The organism is Segatella copri (genome assembly GCF_003465495.1).
GTDB lineage: Bacteria > Bacteroidota > Bacteroidia > Bacteroidales > Bacteroidaceae > Prevotella > Prevotella copri_G.
Map to the genome: position 1 here is coordinate 1 of NZ_QSAV01000053.1, position 24,397 is coordinate 24,397.

The window sequence follows — 24,397 nt, forward strand, 5'->3', positions numbered from 1 at the left end:
CGAAAAGGGTGCGCCATAGACTTATGACACACCCTCATTTTTGGGGCAATTGATCCAAATCAAGGCAAAATTGAACCAATTTGAACCAATTCAGTTTCATTTATTTTATATATCTTTGCACCCAAAACATGAATTAGCTATCAACGTAAATTGATATGCTTAACGATTGTATAAAGTAAATGAAATATTCTTAGAGATGATATGACAATAATACTTATCATATTAATAGGAATCGGAGCATTTGTACTTCTCGGCATTCTGGGCTGGGGAATACAGCTTTTGGGATTTCTCGGAGGACTCTTAGGTGAAGGCATCACTGGATGCATAGGATGCTTCATCAAGTTCTTCTGGGTGATTCTGCTAATCGTTATATTTATTGCACTGATACAATAATCAGTTCATTTAATCTTAAAAATAATAACCATTATGACATATTGCAAGAAATGCGGCGCAATGCTGCAACCGGGAATGAAATTCTGTACGAAGTGTGGACAACCTATTGACTTGCAACCACAGGCTCCAACCCAGCCACAAGGAGTTAGCAAGCCTCAACGTCCTCAACCACTGAAAGCCATAGCTCCTCAGCAGCCTATGAAGCCTCAACCTATGAGACCTCAAGCACCGGGTATGCCCCAAAAACCGATGCAGCCCCAGCGCCCAGTAATGCCTCAGTCTCCACAGTCTCCACAAGCCCCTCAGTCTCCACAAGCCAGCAAGGGTATGTTCACCAATGCCGTTCGCTCTGTAGCAAACGCCATGACTGGTGGGGCGCTCAATCGCCAGATTGCAGAAGAACAGAGAAGAGCCATTAACCAACAAGCTACTGAAAGCCAGTCGGAAATCCGTGATGCCAGAAATGCGCAACAGCAGGCTGAACAGGCACAGATTGCAGCCGAAAGAGAGGCTGAACGTAGCCGCGACCGTCGCAGTATGGAAGCTGTTGATGGTGTTGACGTGGTAAGAGGCAGAACCATCTGGAATATCCAACCAGGAGAAATCGCTCGCAAGATTAGCGAACGGGAACTCGACGAAATAGAAAAACTGAAAGGTATCATCGTTCAGGAAGGTTGCACCGCCATCATTTTTGCCAATGGTGAGCTGGTTTCAACCCTCTCAGCAGGTGCATACCTCTTTTATAAGTCTGTAGAAGAAGAGCAGGCTGCTATCAAGAATGCGGTAGAAAAGGCTGAGAAAGATATGGCTGAAGCCGAAAAGCGTGAACGAGACCGCAAGCGCCAGGCTGAGCCTACCTTCCGCCAGCTCGGTATCGTAGGAGAAGTAGGCCGTGGCTTCAACTGGCTCGGTCGCATCATCTTCGGCGAAAAGAAAGGTGAACAGAAAGAAAAAGCCAAGAAGCGCCAACTGGATTATGCCCGCATCTTAGCCCGCATCACCCAGGCTCCTATCCTGTCGGTCTATATCGTCAGCAACCGTTTCATCACCCTCACCTTCGGTGGAGCAATGAACGAGAATGGCGAACTTGCCTTTCAGCCATACACCATTCCGATGGACATCCATGATGTGCAGATTGGAGTATCTCTCCAGATGAGCATCAGCGATATTCATACCTTCGCTACCAATTATCTTACCGACCGCAACAGCGTAACAACTAGAGAATTACAGCAGTTGCTCAATGGTACCGTAGAAAACCTGTTGCGCCAGGAACTCCGCAACCAGAACTACGAGTCTGCCGGACTGACTGCCGAAACTGTAAATGTACTGAAAGAGAAGATCCGCCAGACCATCAACCAGCAGGTATTCGGCATAGAATGCACTCAGGTTCTGAATATCACCGACAGCAATCAGGACTTTGAGCGTTTCCGTCAGGTAGAACGCCAGCTCTATAACACAGAGAAGGAACTCGACTTCATGCACCGCACCGGAGAATTCCGAAACCGAATGGAAATTGAGGCCAACTCCCAGCAGATTTCTTCTGCACAAAACGCCGAGGATTTGCGCCATGCCCTCCAGGGCATCAACAAAGACCAGTTGCTCCACGATGATGAGTTGGAGGAATTCGTCCAGATGCTCGAAAGTCAGAAGCGCATCCGCCAGGCTAAGACCCAGGAAGAGGAGTTCGAAGCCCTGGAAGACCTCCGCAAGAACCGTCTGGTCAAGCAGGAGGAAATGGAAGTGCTCGAAGATGAACTTGCACACAAGAAGATTCCTCGTGAGGAAATCACGGAAATCATGCGCATCCAGAGCCAGCAGAACATTGACACAGCCCGTCTCAAGGCAGAATGGGCACTCGATGATTCCCGAACCGACCACGACTGGGAACGTGAAGATCTGGAACGCCGTCGTAACTGGGGCATCGAAGATGAAGAGCGTGAACGCCAGTGGATGCTGGAAGAAAAGGAATACAACCGCGACTTCAACCGCAAGGCGAAGGAGGATGATTACGACTTCCAGCAGATGATGCGTCAACGTGAACTGGATAAGGAAGACCACCTCCTGGCACGCAACGAAAAACTGGAAGACGACCGCCTTGCCTATGAGCGCAACCGCCAGGAAAAGATGGACGATGACCAGTTAGAAGCCAATCGCCACCAGCGTCAGATGGACAAGCTGCAGCAGATGGCTCAGATGCAGGTACAGCTCGACCAGCAGAAATATCAGCACGAAGAAAACGTAGCCACCATTCAGAGCAATGAGCAGATGAATCGTGACAACCATTTCGCCAATATGACCGCCGAACAGATTCGTGCCGCACAACTCTCCCACCTCACCGGAGATGCACAGGTAGCTATGGCAAACGCCTATAGCGGCGAGAAGGAAGCCGAAAACCTGCGACAGACTGCAGCAGAAAAAGAAGCGATGATGCAGCAGATGCTACAGATGCAACAGCAGAACAGCAATGCCCAGATGGAAGCCATGATGAAGATGGCCGGCATGATAAAAGATACAGCCACCGGCATCAGCGGCGCCCAGCAAAGCCAGCAGCAACAGCGCATCAATCAGTTGGAAGAGGAAAACCGACGCCAGCAGGAGCGAGTAGATCATACCCAGGATGTGGCTATGAACAACATCTCGCAGGTAAGCACTGCTGCCGCCAACAATCTGAACGCCTTCAATGGCGGACTCGGCGGAAATACTGCAGGAAGCCAAGCAGCTCCACAACAGGCAGCTCCTCAGCAAGAATTGATAGAATGCCAGTGCTACAACTGTGGACACACCATCCACATTGCACCAGGCACTCCAAACTGTCCAGACTGTGGCGCACCGTTCCAATGGTAAGCCCTCTCCAGAAAATGCAACAAGAAGTCTAAACATATAAAGTAATCAGACTATGAGCGATATTAAACTTGATGGTGATGCGGCTGTAGTAGGCGGAATCCATTCCGACTCCCACAATACGCAAAACAACTATAACACCTCAACAACAACCCATACCACCAACAATAGTACAGTTAACAACCAGACTGTATATGAGGCACAGAAGACTCAGACTGAGATCTATCAGCAGAATGAGACTCTCTTTCTGCAGGCTGTGCAGGAACGACTGGTGGATGGCAAGTTGGATAATCAGAAGTTGGCAGAGCTCAACCAGTTGAGCATCCAATGGCATATTGCTCCCCTAAGAGCCAACCAGATCATAGATCAGGTACGTCAGAACATCCATATCCTGCAAGGCAGCAAGGGCAACGAATTCCTGGCAGAGCAGATTCTGACCGAGGTCTTCAATGCCATCCAGACCAACCATACCGACATTCTGAAACGCAAGTTCAACAGTCTGGAGCAGTTGGCACGTGTGATGACGAATGATAACAACATCCAGTTCTACTATCATCTGTTGCTTGCCTCGATGTATCCCGACAAGTGCGCCCTTGCCTTCTTCGGTTCCCGTACCGATAACTACTGGCAACTCTTCTGGGCTCATGTAGCGTTCATCAAGACCGGCAATATCGACAATGCCACCGTGCTTCTGCCAAGAATGGGCGGTTTCGGTTGTCCGCAAGGCGACATCGCCCTGCTGATGGCTCTTGATAATCTTGCCGACTATCACAAGAATGGCAAGCAGGATTACTACAGACAGCAGACCATTCAGTATCTCGACCAGGCCGTGCAAAACGGAATGAGTGAACCGCTAAGTGCCCTATGGTATGCCGTGAAGGAGATGTTGGAGGATAAGCCTCAGCCAGAAGAATGGTATCAGTTCTATTGCGATACGACCCTTTCGGAATTCATCCCGAAGGAGAAGAGCAAGATGGCTGTACCACCTCAGATGCCTACACCTCCTCCTATGCCAAAGTTTAATGCCCAGAACGTGAAGCTCAACCAGATGAGAGGCTTCAATCCTCTGCAGGCTGCCAATAATATGGGACTGGGAAGCGTCAATGCGATCAGTCAGCAGCCTCAAATGGCAAGTATGCCGGGCGGTGCAACTCCTCCACCTATGCCGGGAGCCTCATCGGTTCCCCCTATGCCGGGAGCAGCCCCAGTACCTCCTATGCCGGGACAAAGCAAGGCGGCTCCACAGCCGGAAGCCGTGCAGATGGCATCAGAAGCTAGAACAGCCGATGAACCCATCGACCAGCCCGACCCCTTGGAAGACCACTACGGCATCATCCTGACAGATGGCAATGCACTGGCTAGAAAATACGGTTGCACCATCCAGGAGGTATATGATGTCTTCAACGACTTCATACAGAATGCCTACGACCAGCAGATGTACTGGACATTCCTCGACATCTCGCAATATGGACTGGATTCCACCCATGAGACTCCATCCTGGATAGAATGCAATGAAGCAGTATCCCGCTGCATCGCAGACAACAACCTGACAGCTGGTCCCGACCTACACCTATTTATAATAGGAGGTGACGATGTGATTCCTATCCCTCGCGTCGAAGACCCATGGCCGTATGGCGGCGAGCGAATCCCTACAGATACCTGCTATGCCTTCGAAGGCACCTATATCGTAGATTTGCTGGACAGTCGCGATTCAGACTTCACCGTAGGTTGCGCCCGCAACAATGTGGCTCGTCTGCCTTTGGAAGACGGTCAGCTCGATACGGATATCCGAAGCGACATCGGTGCTTACTTCAACATCAGCAGTATGTATGGCGGCGGTATTCCTGTTGGCAATGTTCTGATGATCAGCAACCGCGACTGGATTCCAGCCAGCTGCACGATGACCCAGCACCTGCCGCTTCTTTACAATACCGACGATCCTGAGCTGATTCGCAACGGAATGTATATCAGTCCGAAGCTGCTGACCGAAGATTCGGAAAGCCTCAGCATCTATTGCAAGTCTTTGGACAAGGCAGATATGCTGATGTTCAATCTTCATGGTGCCGATGCAGAGGGTATGTGCGGATTCTATAGTGAGGATGAAGCATTCAATCCTTCGCTCCTCAACCAAGGCAGGGCAAGAGTCTTCAATACCGTGGCTTGTTTCGGAGCCCGATATGCCGGTTACAAACGAAACGACTCCATGTTGCTCAGCGCCCTCTACGGAGGTGGCGTATTGCTCTATACCGGTTCGCTCATTCCTGTTCCGATGTTCTCTAATGAGGAAACGGATGAAGCCCGCCAACTTCTGTTGAATCCGGGCACAGGCAGCGAGGTGCTGATGCGCCTCTATCCGCTCTATCAGTTCAAGGGTATGACGGGCGGAAAGGCGATGCTCCAGGCTAAGTGCGATTACTTCAACATGTGCCGACATGTAGAGGATGATTGTTTCTCTATGAGCACCGCCCTGATGTTCTGCCTCTACGGCAACCCGATGCTCCATGTCCGTCGCAGAGAATATGTGGTTGAATCTGCCCTGCAGAATGATGCGATGCCTCCAGCTCCGATCAAGGCCGACGGCTCTCCGCTCAAGAAGACCATGCGACAGCGCCTGCTGCAGAAGGATAAGAGCAACCAGTCGCTCATCGACCAGATTCGTGGTTATGTGGATGAGAATCTCAATGCCATCCGAAACATGGTAGAGCAGCATCTGTACCAGCAGCTGGGCTTGAAACCGGAAATGCTGGATAGCATCGACCAGGTAAGCCGACCTACCATCGACGGCAATTACGAAACGGGATATTCATTCAACTATCACGACGCAAGCCGCCAATATGGAGCAGACACCTTCGTAGAAGTAGATGCCCAGGGCAAGACGAAGCGAATCTATACAACGAAATAATCTGTCCCCTACAAAGGGACTCTATAGTAAATAACAAAAATAATAACAATCATAAAACTGAAACATATGGGATTTTTTGGTTTTAAATCTTCTAAGGAAGTAGAAGAAGAGAAAAGACAGGCTGCCGAGGAAGCAGCGAGAAGAGTGGAACAGAACAACCTGACCAACCTCAGCAACCTGAGCAAGGGTAGTCAGCTGAACTTCGCCATCCCTTACTTTGATGTCTTCGACCCACGCCTGCAAGATTATGGCGTACCTGTATCTGTACATGGTGCCGTAGTATATGCCATCGAGGACATGGATCTCTTCCATAGTGTGAACCGAAATGAGGGTTACAGCGACGAGACTTTCAAGAACAAGCTTCGTGACCAGCTCACCAAGTTCATCAAGAGTGTAGTTAGCAATGCCCCTTCTGACGCCCAGATTCCTGTAGTTCAGATTGAGCGCAAGATTTTTGAGATTAGCGAACTCATCCAGCAGCGTGTTACTCCACAGGTAGAGAAGCTTTTCGGCATCACCATCCGCAGTCTCGACATCACAGGCATCAACGTGGATAAGGAGAGCCGTGGCTATCGTGAACTCAAAGCCCTCACTGCCGACCTGGAGAAGGAGCGTATGATGGCTCAGCATAATGCCCAGATTTCCAACTTCAACCTCAACAACGACCTTCAGCAGGATATGCTCAAGAAGCAGTCTGAGCTGAATCTCGATGCCATGGGCAGAAAGCAGGAACTCGACCTTGGCGGTCAGGAGGAGTTGCAGCGCATGAACTTGGAGAACCAACGTGAAACCATGCGTATTCAGCGTGAGGAGATGCAGCGTGCTTCTCGTCTCCAGACAGAGCAGACCTTTATGGGTGCTCATCAGGCAAACCTCAATGCTGGTGTTCTCAACAATGCTACAGATAATGGTATCAATGCCTTCCGCCAGCAGACTATGGGTGGTATGAACAACATGGGTCAGATGGGTGGAGCTCCTCAGATGCCAGGTCAGAAAGGCATGGGTGGTGCGCCTCAGATGCCAGGCATGGGTGCTGCTGTTCCTCAGGTACAGTATTATATTGGCATCAATGGTCAGCAGTATGGTCCATGCGATTGGAACAAGCTCCAGCAGCTCGTTCAGCAGGGTCAGCTCACTCAGCAGTCATACGTTTGGAAGAACGGTATGGCACAGTGGGAGTTTGCCGGCAATGTAGCAGAACTCGCTCCATTGTTCCAAGGCACCGCCCCACAGATGCCGGGAATGCCTCCTACTATGCCGGGGATGTAATTTCCCGGCAGCTATAATACAAACAAAAGTAAGAACATTAAATTTGTGATAATATGGGATTATTCAAAAAATTAGTCGGTGATATCGCAAAGACAGTAGGTGAAAGCCTGGAAGAAGTTTCAAACGAAGCCAAAAAGAGTTTCCAAGAGGCTCGCGAAGAGGTAAGAAAGAACATCCAGGAAGCAAAGCAGAATCAATTCAACTCTGATGATGACGATGATGATGACAATTGGGATTATCCATTAACAAAGTTATCAGATGATGACGATGATATACGAATCCAGTTAGGCACTTTTAAAAATGGCGTTTTAACCATCGACGAGGGACATACAACTCTCGGCGAAGATGCCTTGGAGGGTTATAAGAAAATTAGAAAAGTTGTCTTCCCTTCAACCCTTAGAGAAATTGATGGATGTTTTTTCAGTGAGCATGGACATGAGGAATCTCTTGAAGAAGTTGATTTCTCAAAGGTTAAATTATTGAAGGAAATTCCTGACGGTCTGTTTGAAAATTGTGAGAGACTTCAAAAAATAGACATTCCTGAAGGAGTAGAAATAATCGGTAGTAGTGTGTTCGATTCTTGCACCAACCTACGCAAAATAACGTTTCCAAGTACCCTAAAGTCGCTCCAAAGCACTACCTATGAATGTGAGATGATCGAAGAATTGGATTTGTCCAAGGTTCACCTGTTGGAAGAAATTCCAGAATATTTCATTAGTGAAAATTGCGATATTCAGACTCTTGTCATACCTGTAGGAGTAAAAATTGTGGGTGATGAATTTGCCTCAAGCAAAAGCATTAGAGAGGTATATGTGCCTTATACTGTTGAAAAAATCGGCACTCTCAATGATGACGAATACTCACCTGAAGTGTATATCTACACTAATAAGCTTACAGATATAGAAAGTCTGTGTGCCTATATTAAGACTCTGTATGTACCAGAAGAGTTATATGTCTACTACGCCGAGCTTCTAAAGGAAGTTGACGATACAGAAGTTCGTCTTCGTAAGATGCCAGCAGACAAGTTGGATTTCTATGGTACACCTGTTCCACCACTTACCGAAGTGGCAAAAGAAGAAGAGACACAAGACACTCAGGAAGAATCACAGGACACCCAGGAAGAAATACTGGATATCCAGAAAGAATCCGAAGAGATTCCAACCATACAGAAGTCTCCTGGCAACCTGTTCTCAGATGCTCTTGAGGAGCTCATCAATTCAGCAGCAGCAAGTGATGAGCTGACGGACAAAATGAAGGAGATTGTCTTACGCCGTGCTGTTAAGGAGGGCGAAGATCCCGACGAGGTAGAAATGGTGCTTGAGGCAAGATTCTACGAGAAGCATAATTAATACATATAATAATAAATAAATTTATCTAATATGTACAACGATTTAATAAGAAAAAATAATATGAATAATTTATTTGTAGATGCATTACAGAACAATCCTATCTTCCAGCTATCCCTATCTTCTAAGGAGTTGTTTCATAGCAACTTTTTGGCATGGTTAGCAGAAGATAAGAATACGCAAGCCCTTTTCAAAAAGATTCTTTCTACCTGGTTAGGAGAAGATACTTTTGATTATAATACAGATTGTATGGAAGTCAAACGCGAATACAAGAATTTTGATTTTAGTATTTGCGAGAAAATAATCAACGATGAGGAATCAGAAACGGGAAAAATCCGTCTGGTTCTAGAGAATAAATTCAAGAGTATAGCTTATAAGGCTCAGCTTGAAAATTATCAAAAGAAAGTTGACGCTCTTAACGAAGAGGCAGACAAAGCACAATGTAAAGTAGAGTTGAAGTTAAAAAGACTCAATACTGCAAAGTTTGAGAATTGGAAAGGAAACGCAAAACTTCCAAAGACAAAGTATATCTTACTCACATTAGCTGAAGATTTCTTAGACAAAGAAGCTGTCAAACAATCCGGATGGATAATTGTGACATATGCAGATTACTCTAAAACCCTACACGACAATCTGGCTCTTGTCAAAGATAAGTTTTACAAGGAACTTCTGGAAAAATATTGCGAGTTTATTGATGCATTCTACACATATACCAACAACTGTTTGGAAAAAATTAAATATACTGACAATTGGGAAATTCTCAAAAATGAGGATTTTTCCACCCTCCGCTGCAATGATATATGGCAGAAGCTTGTTATGCACCAATGTGCCTTGCAATTAACCAAGAAACTAGAAAAGAAGTTTGGTAAAGATTTTCAGCCAATAATCGTCACTTCTGATCAAGAAATCTGGGGAGAAAATGGTACTGAAAATAAAGACAAATTATTTATGAGAGTTAGCTACTACCATGGTGAAGCCCTCCTTGAATTGAAGTATCTTATTCCCCAAAAGGGTATCTTTGTGCTCCAACAGCAAGGTAACCATCCTTTGAGAGCCGGTTTTTTAGATATGCTTTCGAAAAAGCCAAAATATTCCAAAGAACATGATACAAAGAATTGGAATGAAGAGACTGATAGGATCATTAGAGGAGCTAAACTTGCAACTATGGTTCCCCCTAAGAAAGTGGAATCAGAAGATAAGCCCCGATACAATTCTTTTGGAGTTTTCTATTATAACGATTTAAATACCGTTACTAAAAATATAGAAAATACGCTTGATGATATGATTGACAATATCAATCAAGTTATTAATCTTGTAAAATAGCAAAACAAGTGAACAAATAAAATTATTTTTACTATGTACAACGAGAAGTTAGAAGCACTCATTACTGCAGCATTGGCAGATGGAGTATTGACTGACAAAGAGAAGAATCTTCTCTTCAAGAAGGCCGAGGCCATGGGCATCGACCGCGACGAGTTTGAACTGGTACTTGAGGGTCGTCTTGCTAAGCGCAAGAAAGAAATGGAAGCACAGGCTCCTCAGGCAGCTAAGCCTGCAAAGAAGGAAGGTGCAATTCCACAGGAGCTTGATGACCTCATCAAAGAGTATCTTACCGACGGCATCATCTCTGCCAAGGAGCGTCAGGTTCTTTTGAACAAGGCACAGGCTCTGGGATTGAATGTTGACGAGGTAGATTTGTACATCGATGCACAGCAGCAGAAGGCTGATCAGGCAGTAGCAGCAGCTGTGAACAAGCGTCGTGGCAAGACCTGCCCTTACTGCGGTAGCTCTATTCCAGAACTGACCGACAAGTGTCCTAACTGTGGTGGTAGCATTACACCTGAGGCAAGTAAGGAGTTGGAGGAGATTATCGAGCATCTTGAGTCTGCTTTGGTAAATTTTAAGTCTGGAAAAGATGTTGATAAGAGCAAAGCTGAGGTGGAGCGCTATGCTCGCAAAGCAAGAATGTACTATGGTAACAATCCTAAGATACAGCGCTTGCTTGATGAGGTTGAGGCTGAATCAGAAGCAGCAGAGACAGAAGCCAAAAAGAATGCGAAAAAGAAATTTTGGCTAAATATTTTCGAAAAAAATAAAAAGCTTGTTTTAATTGCCATTGCAGCCATTCCACTATTTGGATTTATATGGTATGAAGCTACCGCTGATGCCAGAAGAGAACAAGCTGAGCAAGAAGAAAGACAAGAAGAAAGACAAGCTTATCAAGAAGAAAAAGCAGCAAAAAATGCTAAAGATCTCTCATATGTTCAAAATACAGCTAAAGAGGTTAATGACTTTCTTGATAAAGGGCAAGTTGACAAGGCTGCCAACGCACTTACGATGTGTGAGGCTTCAGGTTTAGGCAACCCTCTACAGGATAATGATCAAGCAACTTCTTTGTATAAATCATTGGTTGCAAATGTTGTAGATGCATATCTTGATAAAGGAAAAAAGAAGAAAGCACAGAATTTAGTTATATCCTGTAGCTCAAAGTTCGATTTCGGTAAAAGTGGACTAGCTGAATTATTCGAAAAATTGGGATGTGATGGTAATTATGAGTTTAAGTAGATTGAAAACATAGTATATATATTAGACGAATTTACACATATGTTATGTGTAAATTCGTCTAAAGATAATTAATTGTCACAAAATAATATTACATCATAGATTATGATACTACTTAATGATATTCTCAGACTTCCGGATATTAAAAACGTTAAAGTTAGATTTAATTTGAACTTCGGAACCAAAAGACCAGCTATTGATTATTTTACAGACCAAACGGAAGAAAGCAAGCAACATATGCTTGATGGTCAATACTGGAACTATGCAAGAAAGAGCAATTTCTCTAATGGAAACATTACCTTAGGTTTTGTCCCTATCCCTCAAAAACAAGACTGTTGGTTATTATTCCATATAGGAAAGATTGTTCAAGATCTTGGTATTCAAAATGGAGTTGGATATGAATATGAAGAGTTGGATGAATACAAGGAATACATCGGCAGAATTGTTGTCCGCTTCAAAAATCATAGTCAAAATCTAGTCAGAATAGGAGAGAATGTCTTGCCCGAGTGCATTGTTGAAGAAATACTCCCCAATGTTTACAACAACGACTATTTTCCTGGATATTCCAACGTGAATGTTTCATGGCTATCTCTTAAGAATCTCATCACAAAAGATAGTTGGCGTTCTGCTCTTGAAAATCAAAAAGGAGTGTATCTGTTGGTAGATTCAAATACAGGAAAACAATATGTTGGTTCAGCGTATGGTGAAGATATGATTCTCGGTAGATGGGAAACATACATTCGTACATGCCATGGAGGAAATAAACTTCTAAAGGAATTAGGTACAGACTATATCAAGAATAATTTCTATTTCACAATTCTCGAAACATTCAATAAGGATACTGATGACCAAATCATCATTGATAGGGAATCACATTGGAAAGATGTATTGTTTACTAGAAAATTCGGATATAACAAGAACTAAAAGGTACGATATTTTTACAATAGCATCATTCAATAATCAAGCGCCAATACTTTTTTTCAAAATATTGGCGCTTATTTTTGAAATTTTCCCTCAATATTACTATATTATAAAGGTATAACCAAAAAAGAAAGAATAAAATGGCAAATAAAATGTCTTTATGTATTATCAAATACACCTATACTCGATATGTAGGGGTGGATATCGAAAAATATACTCGGGGACTATTCGAGTATGTGAAGGAAGAGTTTGGGGAGTTTCAACCACAAATGTCAGAGCCTGGAACTATACCTGATATGCCAGACTATCTGGACATCGTGCTCTGCAAAAAGGACGGAAGTATCTTCTACGAAATGGATATCCAAAGACGTGCCATCAACATCCCGCATGATTGTCAAATGGATGGATTAGTATTGGAAATCTTTATCCAGAACTGCGATGGCACGAGATACAAAAAAAGACATGCATATCCCAAGCCTTGGTGGAACCATAAAGCTAACGGCAAGTCGGACATGAGAAAACTGAAAATTCATAAAACTATCACCAAAAGGAATCTTAACAATCAAGAAGGCAATGACTCTGAAGGTTGTCTCCCTGAACTTAAGTTTCATAAATTCTTAAAATAACCATCCCATGACATACGAAGAATTCAAGCATTTGGCTGAGCATCCACAGCATCGGGATGTTCCTGCCATCTTCAAGCTCGAAGTTTTAGAAACAGAAGAGCTGGAGGAGAAAAAGCGTTCACATTATCCGAAATACAAGGTGAACACCTATTGTCCGCAAGCCTTCACCACAACTCTGGAGGAGGCAGAGAGACTGATGCACCAGGATGTCCTTTACCGCAAGAAGATGAAGGAGGAAGACGACTATCCGCTGGATACCTTCTGCTATTATATCTCGGAGATTCCAATGGGACTGTTGCACTACGACCGCGAATGTCTTTCGGAAAGGATGTATGATGGGGAAGGAAAACTGATCGACCGGTCTTACTGCTGTTCGCGTTTCAGCATTTACTATCCCGGAGTCTGCGATTTGCCTGCATACGACCGTCATCCTGACGAGACCTTCCGAGGCAGAAACGCAGAACAGATCAGATTCAAGAAGGGTGACATCGTGGAAGTATATCGTGGCGATGAGGTAAAACTTGCCATCGTTGTCGGAACTCCGCTTACCACCGAATGGATCTGGGAGAGAAACCAGGCTGCCAAGGATAAAAGGGGATTGGATGAACTGCCATACGATGAAACGGACGACAGCTATACCGTGATAGATGGTCCCGGCTACGAATACCACGACCACGTTCCGTCGCTGTATGTCTTCGCCCCTCACTATCATGTGCCGCTCTATCTTCAGAGACGATTCAAGGGTTATCTGGAAAAGGCTGAGAAAAAGCAGAAAGAAGAGGAGGAGAAAGACAGGATCTTCCGCCAGGCTCACGATTGCTGCTACTGCAACAAGGAACAGATAGAAAAATCTGAAAAGTGCGGCTGTTTTTTCTGCGGCGAAATCTTCTCGCCATCCGAAATCACGGATTACCTCCCTGATGAGCCGCCTACAGCCGAATGTCCCTTCTGTTATACCGACTCCGTAATAGGTGATGCCTCCGGCTTCCCTATCACCAAGGAATTCTTGAAGAAAATGAAGAAGAGATATTTCTAGGGCGTTTTTTCAATGTTTTCATCTATCTTCCTCCCCTATCTCATGGGGGCAGTATCAGTTCCCAAAACGTACATTAAAAATGCGATAGCACCGCCCTAACTACCTGTTTTTATACAGTTAGAGGGGTGCTATTAATAAAAAAGAAGCAGGATGGAAGACTGGTCCATCCTGCTATTTTTATTAGAATACCTTTACGAAACGGTCGATATCGATAGAAAGACCTACTGAGAAGGTGCGGCCGGTAGTCATCGCAGAACTCCAATAATAGTTCTTAGGCGTATAACCGAAAAGATTATCTACCGTGAAATTCAGATTGACGGCATCCAGGAATCGCTGCTGAAGCGTGAACTTCCACAACTGATAACTGCTGTCATGCTTCTTGATGTTCGTATCAGGAGCAGACAGGTATCTGCCTGACAGAGCGGCATTGATGCGATAGAACGAACAGAGCTGGCGATCGTAGTCGAGACGCCAGGTTGCAGAATGCGGACGAGGCTGGGAGAACTGGGAATCTACACTTCTGCCACCCACATGGAGATAACTGTAGTCGAGTTTCACACCGAGTCCCATATCCGAACGGTACTGGGCACTGAAGTCGATGCCGCTCACCTCTACTCCATCCTCGTTGCAATAACGCGAAGCCACATCCGGCTGACCGGTTCCCGGGATATAATCGGCATAATCCTCGGTAGTGATGCGCTTATCATACTTATTATAATAACCCATCAGGGTAAGACTATACTGACCGGTAAAGAAGCCAGCATTCTTCACCCTTCCGGTATGCTCCAGCGCCAGGTTGTAGTTGTTACTCTTCTCCGGCTTCAGATCTGGATTACCGTAAATCATCTGCATACCTGCCATATCAAAGTTCATATACATCTCCTTGAGCGTTGGGGCACGGAATCCGCCGGCATAGTTGGCACGGATGGAGAAGCCCTTCCACTTGGTCATCAGAGCCAGACGACCGGTAGTGGCATGCTGGCTGGATGCAGAGAAGTAATCATGACGAAGACTTGCCACAATGTTCAACCACTGCAAAGGATTGTAATCGAACTGGGCGAAGGCATCACATGAATTCTGATTCTTTGATTCATTATCCTCAAACTGATAGGTGGTAAGATAATCGTTCAGGAAATCTGCACCTACCGTCAATGTATTCTTGCCGAAGATATGGGAATAGAGGGCACGGACGGTGTTCTGACGGTTGGTATAATCGTGGTCGTGAGTACGCTCATCATTCACATATCGAGCCTTGTCATACTGGTCGAAGCCGTAAGAGATCTCCAGATTATCATTCTCCGAAAGATTCATCACGGTCTTCAGTCCGGCAGAATAATCCATGTAATGATCATCATAGTTGCTGCGCTTGCTGATACGATTGAAATAACCGCCACGACCTATCAGTTTTACCTTATCAGAGAGCTTGTAGGTAAGACGCTCCTTCACATTGAAGGTCTCTCCACCATAGATATGGAGGATGTTGGATTCTGTATCGAAAGGACTGGTGAGCTGAACCTCATCCGATGTGGTGCGCTGGATGCTGGTCTGCGAATTCCACTTTCCGGCATTGAAGCTGAAGCTTCCACCGTGGCGCCACTCCTTGTTGAAGTCGTTGTAGCGGGTATTGACATTGGCAGTCCAAGGTTCGCTGTTTTCACGGGAGATGATGTTGACAACTCCGGCTACGGCATTGGCGCCATAGAGCGCCGAAGCAGCACCCTTTACTATCTCGATACGTCCTACATTATCCAAGTTCAGACGACTATAATCTACATTATCCATGGTTTCACCAGCCAATCGCTCGCCATCTACGAGGAAGAGCACGGCGTTTCCACCGAAACCATTCATGTTGAGAGAAGTCTCCTGATTCATGGCATAGCCGAATTCCAGACCCGGCATCTGCTCGGTGAGGAGGTCCTGGATATTGGTAGCATCAGCTATCTTGATATCATTGGCGGTAATCAGACGGGTTACCACAGGAGCATCCTTCAAAGCCTTCGGAGTTCGGGTTGCGGTAACTACCACCTGATCGAGGGCAGTAGCATCCGGTTGAAGGCGAAGCACATGCTGCTCACCTTTTCTCTCATCCGCTTTCAGTACGAAAGTCTGAGTCTGATAGCCCACAAAGCTCACCTTCACTCTCACCGCTCCATCCTTGCTGTAAGGAATGCGGAAATATCCGTCTTCATCAGTTGTTACCCCACTCTTTGCATGCAAAATCTGGACGGTAGCACCCGCCAGAGGTGCGCCCGAATCATCGAGCACCCTACCCACGACATCGCCCTGGGTTTCGGCTTTCAGATTCAGGCACAATCCGCAAAGGATCAGGAATAGTGCGAATATCTTTTGTTTCATCGATCATTACTTCTTTGTTGCTTCAAATGTACCTAGCATTTTAATAGTTGCAGGCATACCACCATAGACAGGAGTAAACATTATAGAAAGAGTGTTATTTTTAAAAGAACCCTCCAAAGTTACTGTGTATTGTTTTTCTTCACCTTTGGCATTTGGAGCAGTACCTGTATATTTCGTTTGAGCTAAGACATATCCACCATTAGAACTTGAGACTTTAACTGCAGGTACTGTAAATTCAGGCAAAGTCATCATACCTTCACCAAATGAAGGCAATGTAATCTTTACCGTATTATCATCAACAGCTTCCACTTTTATAGTTTTATCTTCATACGAAGAAGATTGTCCCATTACAGCCACATTTAAAGTACTTGTGTATGTTCCTATTATTTCCTTAGCGCCGCCAGCAGTATTGTCATCATCATCACTGCTGCAAGAGCTGAATGCTACACACATAGAAACCAAAGCCAACATCATGGCCATCATTGTCTTAAACTTTTTCATTTTTCTTTATTTTTCTTTTAGTTACAATAATATTTTCTGTTTGAGGGGATTTGCAATCCCCGATTATTTATCTTCCGGAACATAGATGATTTCACCATTCTCCAGCTGGTAAGCGATGCCCACCTTCTTTCCCTTGTTGCCAGATTTCTTGCTCTGGTCTTCAGAAGGAGTATAGCGATTGATCTTCTGTCCGTCCTTGGTAATGATTTCCATATTCTCCTTGCCAGGGTTCTTCACCATCGTGAAGTTATCCTTGCTGAACATTTCCGTCATATTATAGCGCGAAACGAGGGCTACCATCAGGGCGAGGGCAAACACCATCGCCACATCGAAGAGGTTGCTCACTACGCTCATCGGATCATCATCCTCGCCATCATGCGCAAGCCTATTTCTGCGTCTCTGTCTCATAAATTATATATCTTAACTTTTTTACCTTTTTACTTTTTTACCTTTAAAAGCCTTTTTACTTTTCCTCCAAAAGGTCTGCCATAAACTCGAGGTTGCTCATATCCTCGGTATACCAGCGGTTCTTGGTCTGCTTGGTTACAAAACCGATGGCAGCAGAGAACAATCCCACTACGGTGGTGGCGAAAGCCACCTGCATATTGTAAGCCATCGAAGCAATATCACCGGTAGAAAGACCAACCAGGGCTGGACCCATCGGAATCAAGGTACCCATCAGTCCGAGCATCGGACCCATCTTCAGGAGTGTAGAAGGAAGAGAAAGATCCTTCTCAACAAACTGGGCATACTGGTCGAGGATGCGGTTCACCTGCGCCTTGCTCTGACGGTTGTCCACGACTTTCTTCATATAGGAAACGATGACAGCCTGCTTATTCTTTGGCAAGCGATCGCCCAAGGTATCGATGTTATCGAGCGTCAGGGTGTTCATCTGTTCACGAATCTCCGCACCCGACTTGCGCTTTACAAGATACTGTCCGAAGAAACCTCCAAGGAGCAGCAAGGCTCTGAGGAAGAAGAAAATCAACAAAATAATCACAGGAACCAGCATGCCTGTGGAAATCCAAAACAATACGTCTGATATGTAATTCATTATACTCTATATTTTTTAATTTGATAATTGTAAACTGCCCATCCTATTGCCATTCCTACGATGACGATGGCGATGACGCCCAGAAGCGAGAGGGCATCGAAACTGTTGAATCCTGCCACGGCTGTCCTGCCATTCACCGTACCGATGATGCCCATCAATCCGAGCAGCACCTCTACCAGGAAGAGCAGTTCCAAGCGGATTGGTCGCTCCGGCAAGAGCCATCTCAAACCGTAGGTGAATACCGGAGTCAAAACCAGCAATACTACGGCAAGCACCCATGCCACAACCTGGAACGATACGCCGGGAAGCAGGAAGATGGTCATCACCAGAACACTGAACAGCACTGGGAAAACCAGCAAACCCGGGAAGTACTTCAGGAAGATGAAGAACATCCATTTGCGGCGGCCCACATGTTCCGAAGTCTTCAAATCTACGTGGTGCACACAGAAAAGCATCGTAAGTGCCACGTCGATACTCAGCAGCACCGCCATATCGAGCATCAGCTTCTGGTCGGCTATCCAAGCCGCGATCTGCGTCTTCGACTGCTCGATGGCAAATGGCCAGGTCATTCCCACGAAGAAGGCTACGAGCACCGAGATGATCATAATCTCCTTCACTCCGTGGAAGGTCTGCTTCAGCACAAAACTGAAGCAAACCAATATCATCATTACTAAAACTAATGTCTCCACTTTTTTTTAAATGTTGAATGTTAAATGTTGAATGTTGAATTATTCTTCACTGTTAAGTGTTGAATTATTCTTCACTCATCATTTTGCGACGACGTCGCAAATATACTGCGAGCACAACGAACGCTACGATGACGATGACACCTACAACGATGCCGCTCACCACAGTGGTGGTCTTCTGAGCATCCTCATTCAGTGTCTCCTTCTTCATCACCATACCCTTGTCGCTGCTGTTCTTCGCAGCCTCAGCATCGCGGATTTGCTCTACATTCTGCTGATATTCCTTGGCAGAAGCAGCATCGGTCTTGCTGGCGATATAGTTGCGGAGCTTGGCATTGTCGCAGACGAAACCGGAGCATGAAGGCTTATACTTGTTCACCGTCTCGGTATGGAGCTTGGCGATGTCCTTGAGCTGCTGAGGAGTAGCCTTCCACATTCCCTTGCGGGCACTCTCCATCATCACGGCGGTCATTTCCATCAGCGCAGCCGGATTCTGCTTGTCGAAGAACTCCTTGGTGCCGAGATTGTATTTGTCCTTGACATATACATTATAGATCTCGTCCCACATCTCCTTGTCGATTGCCTTTGGCTTCATCACATTCCAGCCGTAGGTATTGGTTACGATTTCGGCGAATGTGCTGGCGCTGCTGGCTCCACCCTTCATCTTCTCCTTGATATAGGCAGGGTTGAAGATGGTGGTTCTGCCCTCGATACCGATAGCCTCCTTCACCTCCTGCATTCTCATATTGCTATGGTTGCGATAGTCGGCGAGATAAGCATCCGGATCCTTACCGGTTACGTTGCGCACTGCGAGGTTCATACCTCCCATAAATTCATATACGTGGTCGAGACTCAAGGCACCCCAAGTGTTGCTCTGTCGTGGCTGAACTACCACATCAGTACGGGTCAGCGCTGCCTCGAAAGCAGCCTTGCGAACGGTCTCCCAGTTCTTCTCATCACCGTAGTAGGCACCCATATTGTTCATATAAACCTCGGCAATCTGGCTCTCCTTATCCCAGCGGTCGCCTGCGGTTACCATCTCCTGGATACCGGTACCATAGTTGCCGTTTACGCCACCAAAGACACGATACATACTCACCTCGCGTGCCTCCTTTGGCGACATGCCCTTCTCTACGAGCACTCTTTCGGATTCGGTAACACCGGCTTTCACCAGGTTGTCATACTTATCCCCCTTGGCATTTGCCGCCATCTCTATCGCCTTGTTGATGAGGAAGAGACGGGATGCAGCCAGGTCGCGGAGCTGACCGGAAGTCTGAACCACGACATCGATGCGAGGACGGCCCAACTGCTTGGATGGGATGAGACGCAGATCGGTAACACGACCGAAGGCATCTCTTACCGGTTCTACACCGAGCATATAGAGAATCTGAGCGATGGTAGCACCCTCTGTTTCGATAAACTCGCTACTCCAGAGCGTGTAGCTTACCTTACGAGGATATTCACCCTTATGCCGCTCGCAATACATCTTGATGGTATTGTCGCAAAGTTCCTTTGCCTTCTCCCAGGCATCCTCCGATGGTGTATTCTCCACATTGATGGAGAAGAGATTTCTACCAGTAGGCAGGGTGTTTGGATTCACAATCAGATCACCACCAGGAGATGGAGCGGTAAAGCCGCCATTCAGGGCATTCATCAGAGAAGACATCTCGTTGAGCGGACTCTGACGGAGCGTCTCCGAATACTTGCCTACATTCTGCAAGGCATGCTCTACGGTAGTAATCGCCTGAGCCAGATGAATCTGCTGACGGGTATATTTAGGTGCTTTCGACATCATCATACCCTTATCTTTAGAAGATTTCTGAGATGCTTTGCCCTTGCCGGCTTTCGCCATCTTCGCCTTCTTCAAATCCTCCTGATACCATTTCTGTCCCTTCTTGATGGCTTCCATCATCTTGTCAGGGAAGCGACCGGTCTGCTCCATCTTCTCAAAAGCCTCACGACTCATCTGCGGAATCTTCTTCTTATGAGAAACCTTGGCAGCACGGAGCTCGCTTACCGTACGGTGGTCCACCCTCTTCGGCTTCGCCTCCTTCATTCCACCCATCTGGTCTGCCATCTGCATCATCATCTGGATAGGATCCGGAGCTGCCTGCATCGCCTCTACCTTACGCGCCATCTGGAGTTCGGCAGGAGTGATTCCTACATAACGGCAGATGTATTCATCAGAAACCGAGGCAGAACCCAGAAGCTGGGTCACGGTATTGCGTGCCTTGCTCAGATAGAGACGGTCGAAAAGCTGCTTGTGCTTCTCCACATCCTCCTGAGCACGACCTTTCAGTTTATCTACTGCCAGCATTCCGTAGGCAATAGGATCTGTAGCCATCGCATAGACGCTGGTGCGGACATCATCGTTATCGTATGGCACACCCAGAGTATAGAGTTTGCCGGTAATCTTCTCGTTTGCCAACTCTTCCGCAAAGTTCTCTACTCTCGCGATTTCATCTGCAGAATATGGCTTGTTCATCTGCTTGGCATCGAGCCCCAGTTCACGGGCGATTCCCATCTTCACGGTCAGCGCCTTCACCTTGAGCGACTGTTCGGCAGATGCCTTCTTCTCGTATGACTGGATGGCATCGCTCAACTGCTTATAGGTCTGTCGCAACTCGCTCTCCTTGAAAGGAGGAGTGAGATAGCTCTGGGTCTGGGCATAGGTGCGGCGCTTGGCAATCATCGCCTCGCCCACATTGCCGATGGTATATATATAAAGATGTGGAACCACACCAATCAATCGGTCACTCCAGTCGTCGCTGCCGAGTGCTACCTGCTTTCTCGGGGTATATTCCAGCGAACCATGGGTTCCGAAATGGATAAGTGCATCGGCACTGAAACCATAACGTGCCCAGAGATAAGAGGCAACATAGGTGTAAGGAGGTGCCTGGTCGGTGCCATGCACTATCTTGAAAGAATCGCCTCCCACACCTGCCATCACCTGTGGAAGCAGAGTCACATTACCAAACTGCAGTCTTGCCACCGCCAGCTTACCATCATCGGTAGCCATATATTTGCCAGGGAAGGAACCATAGAGCTGGTTCATCTCCTTGATCATCTTCTTAGACAAAGCCTTCTGGGTCCATCCGGCAAACTGCTGGGCGGTAACCAAGGCTGGATGTCCAGACTTCAGAAACTGGGTATAAGCACCCTCCGCATAGGTTCCAAAGACGGCACCCTGAGCCTGGATCATCTTTGCTAACTCCTGAGGATTGGCAGGCAACTTGCCTACATTGTATCCCTCATTCTTCAAGCGAACCAGGAGATTGTAGAGCGATGGAACCACTTCCATTCCCGAAGCGGTGAGTGCATTCTGACCCGGACCCTTGAAGTAGAAGATGGCGATGCGCTTGCTGCTGTTCTTCTTGTTCTTCAGATTCACATAGCCCTGCACGCTCTCCACGAAACTCTCCATTCTGTCTGGGATGCCGTAAACCTCCTGCAAGCCCTCCTTGTTGATGCGCTGTCCGAAAACCACGTATGGACGGATGGCACCATCAATCTCCGGAGTCACGATGCTCTGCGACATGAAACCGCCGTTCATTCCCTGCTTGTCGTTCTCCCAATCGGTGGTCAAGCGGTTGATATTAAGAGGTGAGAACAATGGAATATTCTTCTGCTTCAGGAACTCAACGAAGTAATCGCCCAGTCTGCCATGCGCCATATTCACTACGGCATTCGCCTGAATACTGTCAGCATGATGACCGGCGATAAAGCTCTGCAGCTGGTTGATGCGATACACCATGAATCCCTTCTTCTCAAAAGCCTTCTCCATATCAGGAGCCGCACCCATAAAACCGGTGAGCAAGATGGTAGGAGCACCTTTCTTATATAATCCGTTCTTCGCCAGGAAGGCATTGTACTCACGGATGCTGTTGAAACCCAGCTCATCGCCCTTTTCATCCTTCGGGTCGAAATGAGTCAGGAGATAGTTTGGTCGCTCATCCACACGTTCCGGTTCTGGAGCCATGAACTTCTTTCCGTCGATAAATTTACGGATATAAGCGAGCATACTGTGATAATTCTTCTTGCTGCCGTTCTCGATGTACTGCATCAGATAATCGGCATCGAAATTATCTACTGATACGATATTGTTGGCTGGGTTGGTAGCAGCATGAGTCAGGGTCGGCACCTTATAGGAAGCCTCTTCCAACTGCTTGCGCTGGTTCTCGTCGATTCGGAGTCCCATACCATTCACGATTATCATATCGTAATCATCCAGATGATCGAAATCATCGGTTGTGATCTCACTCAGTTTAATCATCGCATTGTCGTTGGCATGCGAAATCTGTCCCAGCGCAATAGCCTGATAGTTGAGGAAAGCGATGCGGGTAGTACCCACCCAGGCAGAGTAAGCCTTCGCCAAACCTCCCAGAACGATCACAGCCAATAAGGCCAGGAAGATGTGTTTCTTTTTAATCTTTCTGATTTTTCCTAATCCTTTTCTCATATCTATTCCTTTTTTCATATCTATTCCTTTTATCGGGCTGCAAAGGTAAGGCTTTCTTAGAAATTGTACAATACCGAGAAATTGTGATTTTCACATTTTTTATACTTAGAATTAAGTATCAGGTTAAACGCATTGATATAGTCAGTACTAATAAATAAGTAGTGTTTTCAGGACTTTTTCTTTCATTTCAGCCCTCAAAAAGAGGAATTATTCCGTCAGAATAGGCATCAAAAAGAGGAATTATTCCGAAATATGCAGAAAGAGCGTAATCACCATTACGGCAATCACGCTCTTTCTACTTATAAACATAAAACATTACGAAGATGAAAGAAAAGCTTAGCAAACCTTCTTCTTCCGCTCACAATAGCGTTCGCATTGGGCACAGATGTCATATCCCAGCATGGCACCCAAGATGAAATCCTCCTCCGGCGTAAGCTGGCACAACGGTTTGGTGATTATCATGCGGATAGCATCCAGACATTCTTTCTTACCAAAGAAGAGATTCAGACGGTCGTTGCCAACCGGCTGGATGATATAATCAATGTTCTGACGCTCTAATCTAGTTATGGCAAAAGACTCATATTTCTTGTTGAAGGTGTAGAGCACCAGGCGGCGCACGCCCTTCTTATATTCATATATATGATTCATCAGAACCTTCAAATCTACTGGTGTTGCGATTTCCTGCTGCATACTATCCGAATTTATCTGTTTTTAAACCAAGAATCAGAGAATTCCATCATTCTCCAATTCTTGAAAAATATTTTTGTAAAATTATAACGCTGGCTTGATGTCCTCGAGCCAGGCATCGATACGCTCCTCTGTCTTGTCGTCCTCGTTCACCTCGTCGAGTGCGAGTCCCAGGAACTTGTCGCCATCAATTGCCTCACTGTCATCATAGGTATATCCGTCTGTAGAAACACCAGGCAATACGGTAGCACCAGCCTCAACGGCAGCATCGTAGAGTTCCTTCATGCCGCCACAGAATGTATCAGGGTAAGACTCGCTGTCGCCACAGCCGAACAGGGCCACAGTCTTGCCAGCCAAGCCGGCACTCTTCAATGTCTTCACGCCATCATACCAGTCGTCCTGCATCTCGCCGGCACCCCATGTAGAAGTACCGAGAAGAAGATTCTCATGACTTGCGATAGTAGCGTCATCGATGTTAGCTACATCTACAGCTTCCACGCCCAACTTAGAGGCGATGGTTTCGGCAATCGACTGGCATGAGCCAGTAGAAGAGCCATAAATTACGATTGTTGTTTTCATTTGTCTATCTTACTTTTAGTTACATTTATTTTCGGGTGCAAAGATACATCCTTTTTCCATCATCTGCAATACCTAAAAATGATGGTTTCGCAGAAATACCTAAATATGGGGATTGTACTTCCCTGAAAAAGGTTGTCACTTAGGAACAAACAGAAGTGACAATGAAACGTAAGACAAGAA

The 24,397-nt window shown here is 46.1% G+C and carries 18 protein-coding genes; 10 read left to right on the forward strand and 8 right to left on the reverse strand.

What is annotated here, in order from left to right; all coding sequences use genetic code 11:
• The first annotated feature begins 201 nt into the window (after positions 1–201).
• The 10 genes from DWV53_RS15975 to DWV53_RS16215 all read left to right on the forward strand — a co-directional run bounded on the left by DWV53_RS15975 (position 202) and on the right by DWV53_RS16215 (position 13,896).
• Complete coding sequence (locus DWV53_RS15975; RefSeq protein ID WP_118154695.1) at positions 202–393, forward strand: hypothetical protein; 192 nt, start codon at positions 202–204, stop codon at positions 391–393.
• A 33-nt stretch (positions 394–426) separates the two neighbouring features.
• Complete coding sequence (locus tag DWV53_RS13025; RefSeq protein WP_118154697.1) at positions 427–3,237, forward strand: zinc-ribbon domain-containing protein; 2,811 nt, start codon at positions 427–429, stop codon at positions 3,235–3,237.
• Positions 3,238–3,289: 52 nt separating this feature from the next.
• On the forward strand, positions 3,290–6,136 hold the full coding sequence (locus tag DWV53_RS13030) for a hypothetical protein (protein WP_118154700.1): 2,847 nt from the start codon (positions 3,290–3,292) through the stop codon (positions 6,134–6,136).
• Positions 6,137–6,202: 66 nt separating this feature from the next.
• Positions 6,203–7,405, forward strand: a complete 1,203-nt coding sequence (locus DWV53_RS13035; protein ID WP_118154703.1) for an SPFH domain-containing protein — start codon at positions 6,203–6,205, stop codon at positions 7,403–7,405.
• Between the two features lie 53 nt (positions 7,406–7,458).
• Complete coding sequence (locus tag DWV53_RS13040) at positions 7,459–8,754, forward strand: leucine-rich repeat domain-containing protein (protein ID WP_118154706.1); 1,296 nt, start codon at positions 7,459–7,461, stop codon at positions 8,752–8,754.
• Between the two features lie 60 nt (positions 8,755–8,814).
• Complete coding sequence (locus DWV53_RS13045; RefSeq protein ID WP_181992502.1) at positions 8,815–10,074, forward strand: PD-(D/E)XK nuclease family protein; 1,260 nt, start codon at positions 8,815–8,817, stop codon at positions 10,072–10,074.
• A 33-nt stretch (positions 10,075–10,107) separates the two neighbouring features.
• A complete protein-coding gene (locus tag DWV53_RS13050) occupies positions 10,108–11,316 on the forward strand; it encodes a zinc ribbon domain-containing protein (protein WP_118154711.1) in 1,209 nt (402 codons plus the stop codon).
• A 102-nt stretch (positions 11,317–11,418) separates the two neighbouring features.
• Positions 11,419–12,237, forward strand: a complete 819-nt coding sequence (locus tag DWV53_RS13055; RefSeq protein ID WP_118154714.1) for a GIY-YIG nuclease family protein — start codon at positions 11,419–11,421, stop codon at positions 12,235–12,237.
• 137 nt (positions 12,238–12,374) lie between these two features.
• Complete coding sequence (locus tag DWV53_RS13060) at positions 12,375–12,860, forward strand: hypothetical protein (RefSeq protein WP_228115303.1); 486 nt, start codon at positions 12,375–12,377, stop codon at positions 12,858–12,860.
• A gap of 7 nt (positions 12,861–12,867) precedes the next feature.
• Positions 12,868–13,896, forward strand: coding sequence for a hypothetical protein (locus DWV53_RS16215; RefSeq protein WP_259318992.1), 1,029 nt, complete (start codon positions 12,868–12,870; stop codon positions 13,894–13,896).
• Between the two features lie 180 nt (positions 13,897–14,076).
• Here DWV53_RS16215 and DWV53_RS13075 read toward each other — a convergent pair whose 3' ends face one another.
• From DWV53_RS13075 to fldA, 8 genes are all read right to left on the reverse strand, one after another.
• Positions 14,077–16,251, reverse strand: a complete 2,175-nt coding sequence (locus DWV53_RS13075) for a TonB-dependent receptor (RefSeq protein ID WP_118154717.1) — start codon at positions 16,249–16,251, stop codon at positions 14,077–14,079.
• Between the two features lie 6 nt (positions 16,252–16,257).
• On the reverse strand, positions 16,258–16,752 hold the full coding sequence (locus DWV53_RS13080) for a calycin-like domain-containing protein (protein ID WP_118154720.1): 495 nt from the start codon (positions 16,750–16,752) through the stop codon (positions 16,258–16,260).
• Positions 16,753–16,815: 63 nt separating this feature from the next.
• On the reverse strand, positions 16,816–17,160 hold the full coding sequence (locus DWV53_RS13085; protein WP_022120346.1) for a DUF2149 domain-containing protein: 345 nt from the start codon (positions 17,158–17,160) through the stop codon (positions 16,816–16,818).
• Between the two features lie 55 nt (positions 17,161–17,215).
• On the reverse strand, positions 17,216–17,806 hold the full coding sequence (locus DWV53_RS13090) for a MotA/TolQ/ExbB proton channel family protein (RefSeq protein WP_118154723.1): 591 nt from the start codon (positions 17,804–17,806) through the stop codon (positions 17,216–17,218).
• A complete protein-coding gene (locus tag DWV53_RS13095; RefSeq protein ID WP_259318993.1) occupies positions 17,806–18,495 on the reverse strand; it encodes a hypothetical protein in 690 nt (229 codons plus the stop codon). The genes DWV53_RS13090 and DWV53_RS13095 overlap by 1 nt, the downstream gene beginning before the upstream one ends.
• Before the next feature lie 64 nt (positions 18,496–18,559).
• Positions 18,560–22,921, reverse strand: coding sequence for a cobaltochelatase subunit CobN (locus tag DWV53_RS13100; protein WP_181992503.1), 4,362 nt, complete (start codon positions 22,919–22,921; stop codon positions 18,560–18,562).
• A 366-nt stretch (positions 22,922–23,287) separates the two neighbouring features.
• Positions 23,288–23,641, reverse strand: a complete 354-nt coding sequence (locus DWV53_RS13105; protein ID WP_022120342.1) for a DUF2023 family protein — start codon at positions 23,639–23,641, stop codon at positions 23,288–23,290.
• A gap of 81 nt (positions 23,642–23,722) precedes the next feature.
• Positions 23,723–24,217: a flavodoxin FldA gene (gene fldA / locus DWV53_RS13110; RefSeq protein WP_118154729.1), complete on the reverse strand. Its 495-nt coding sequence runs from the start codon at positions 24,215–24,217 to the stop codon at positions 23,723–23,725.
• Positions 24,218–24,397: the final 180 nt, after the last annotated feature.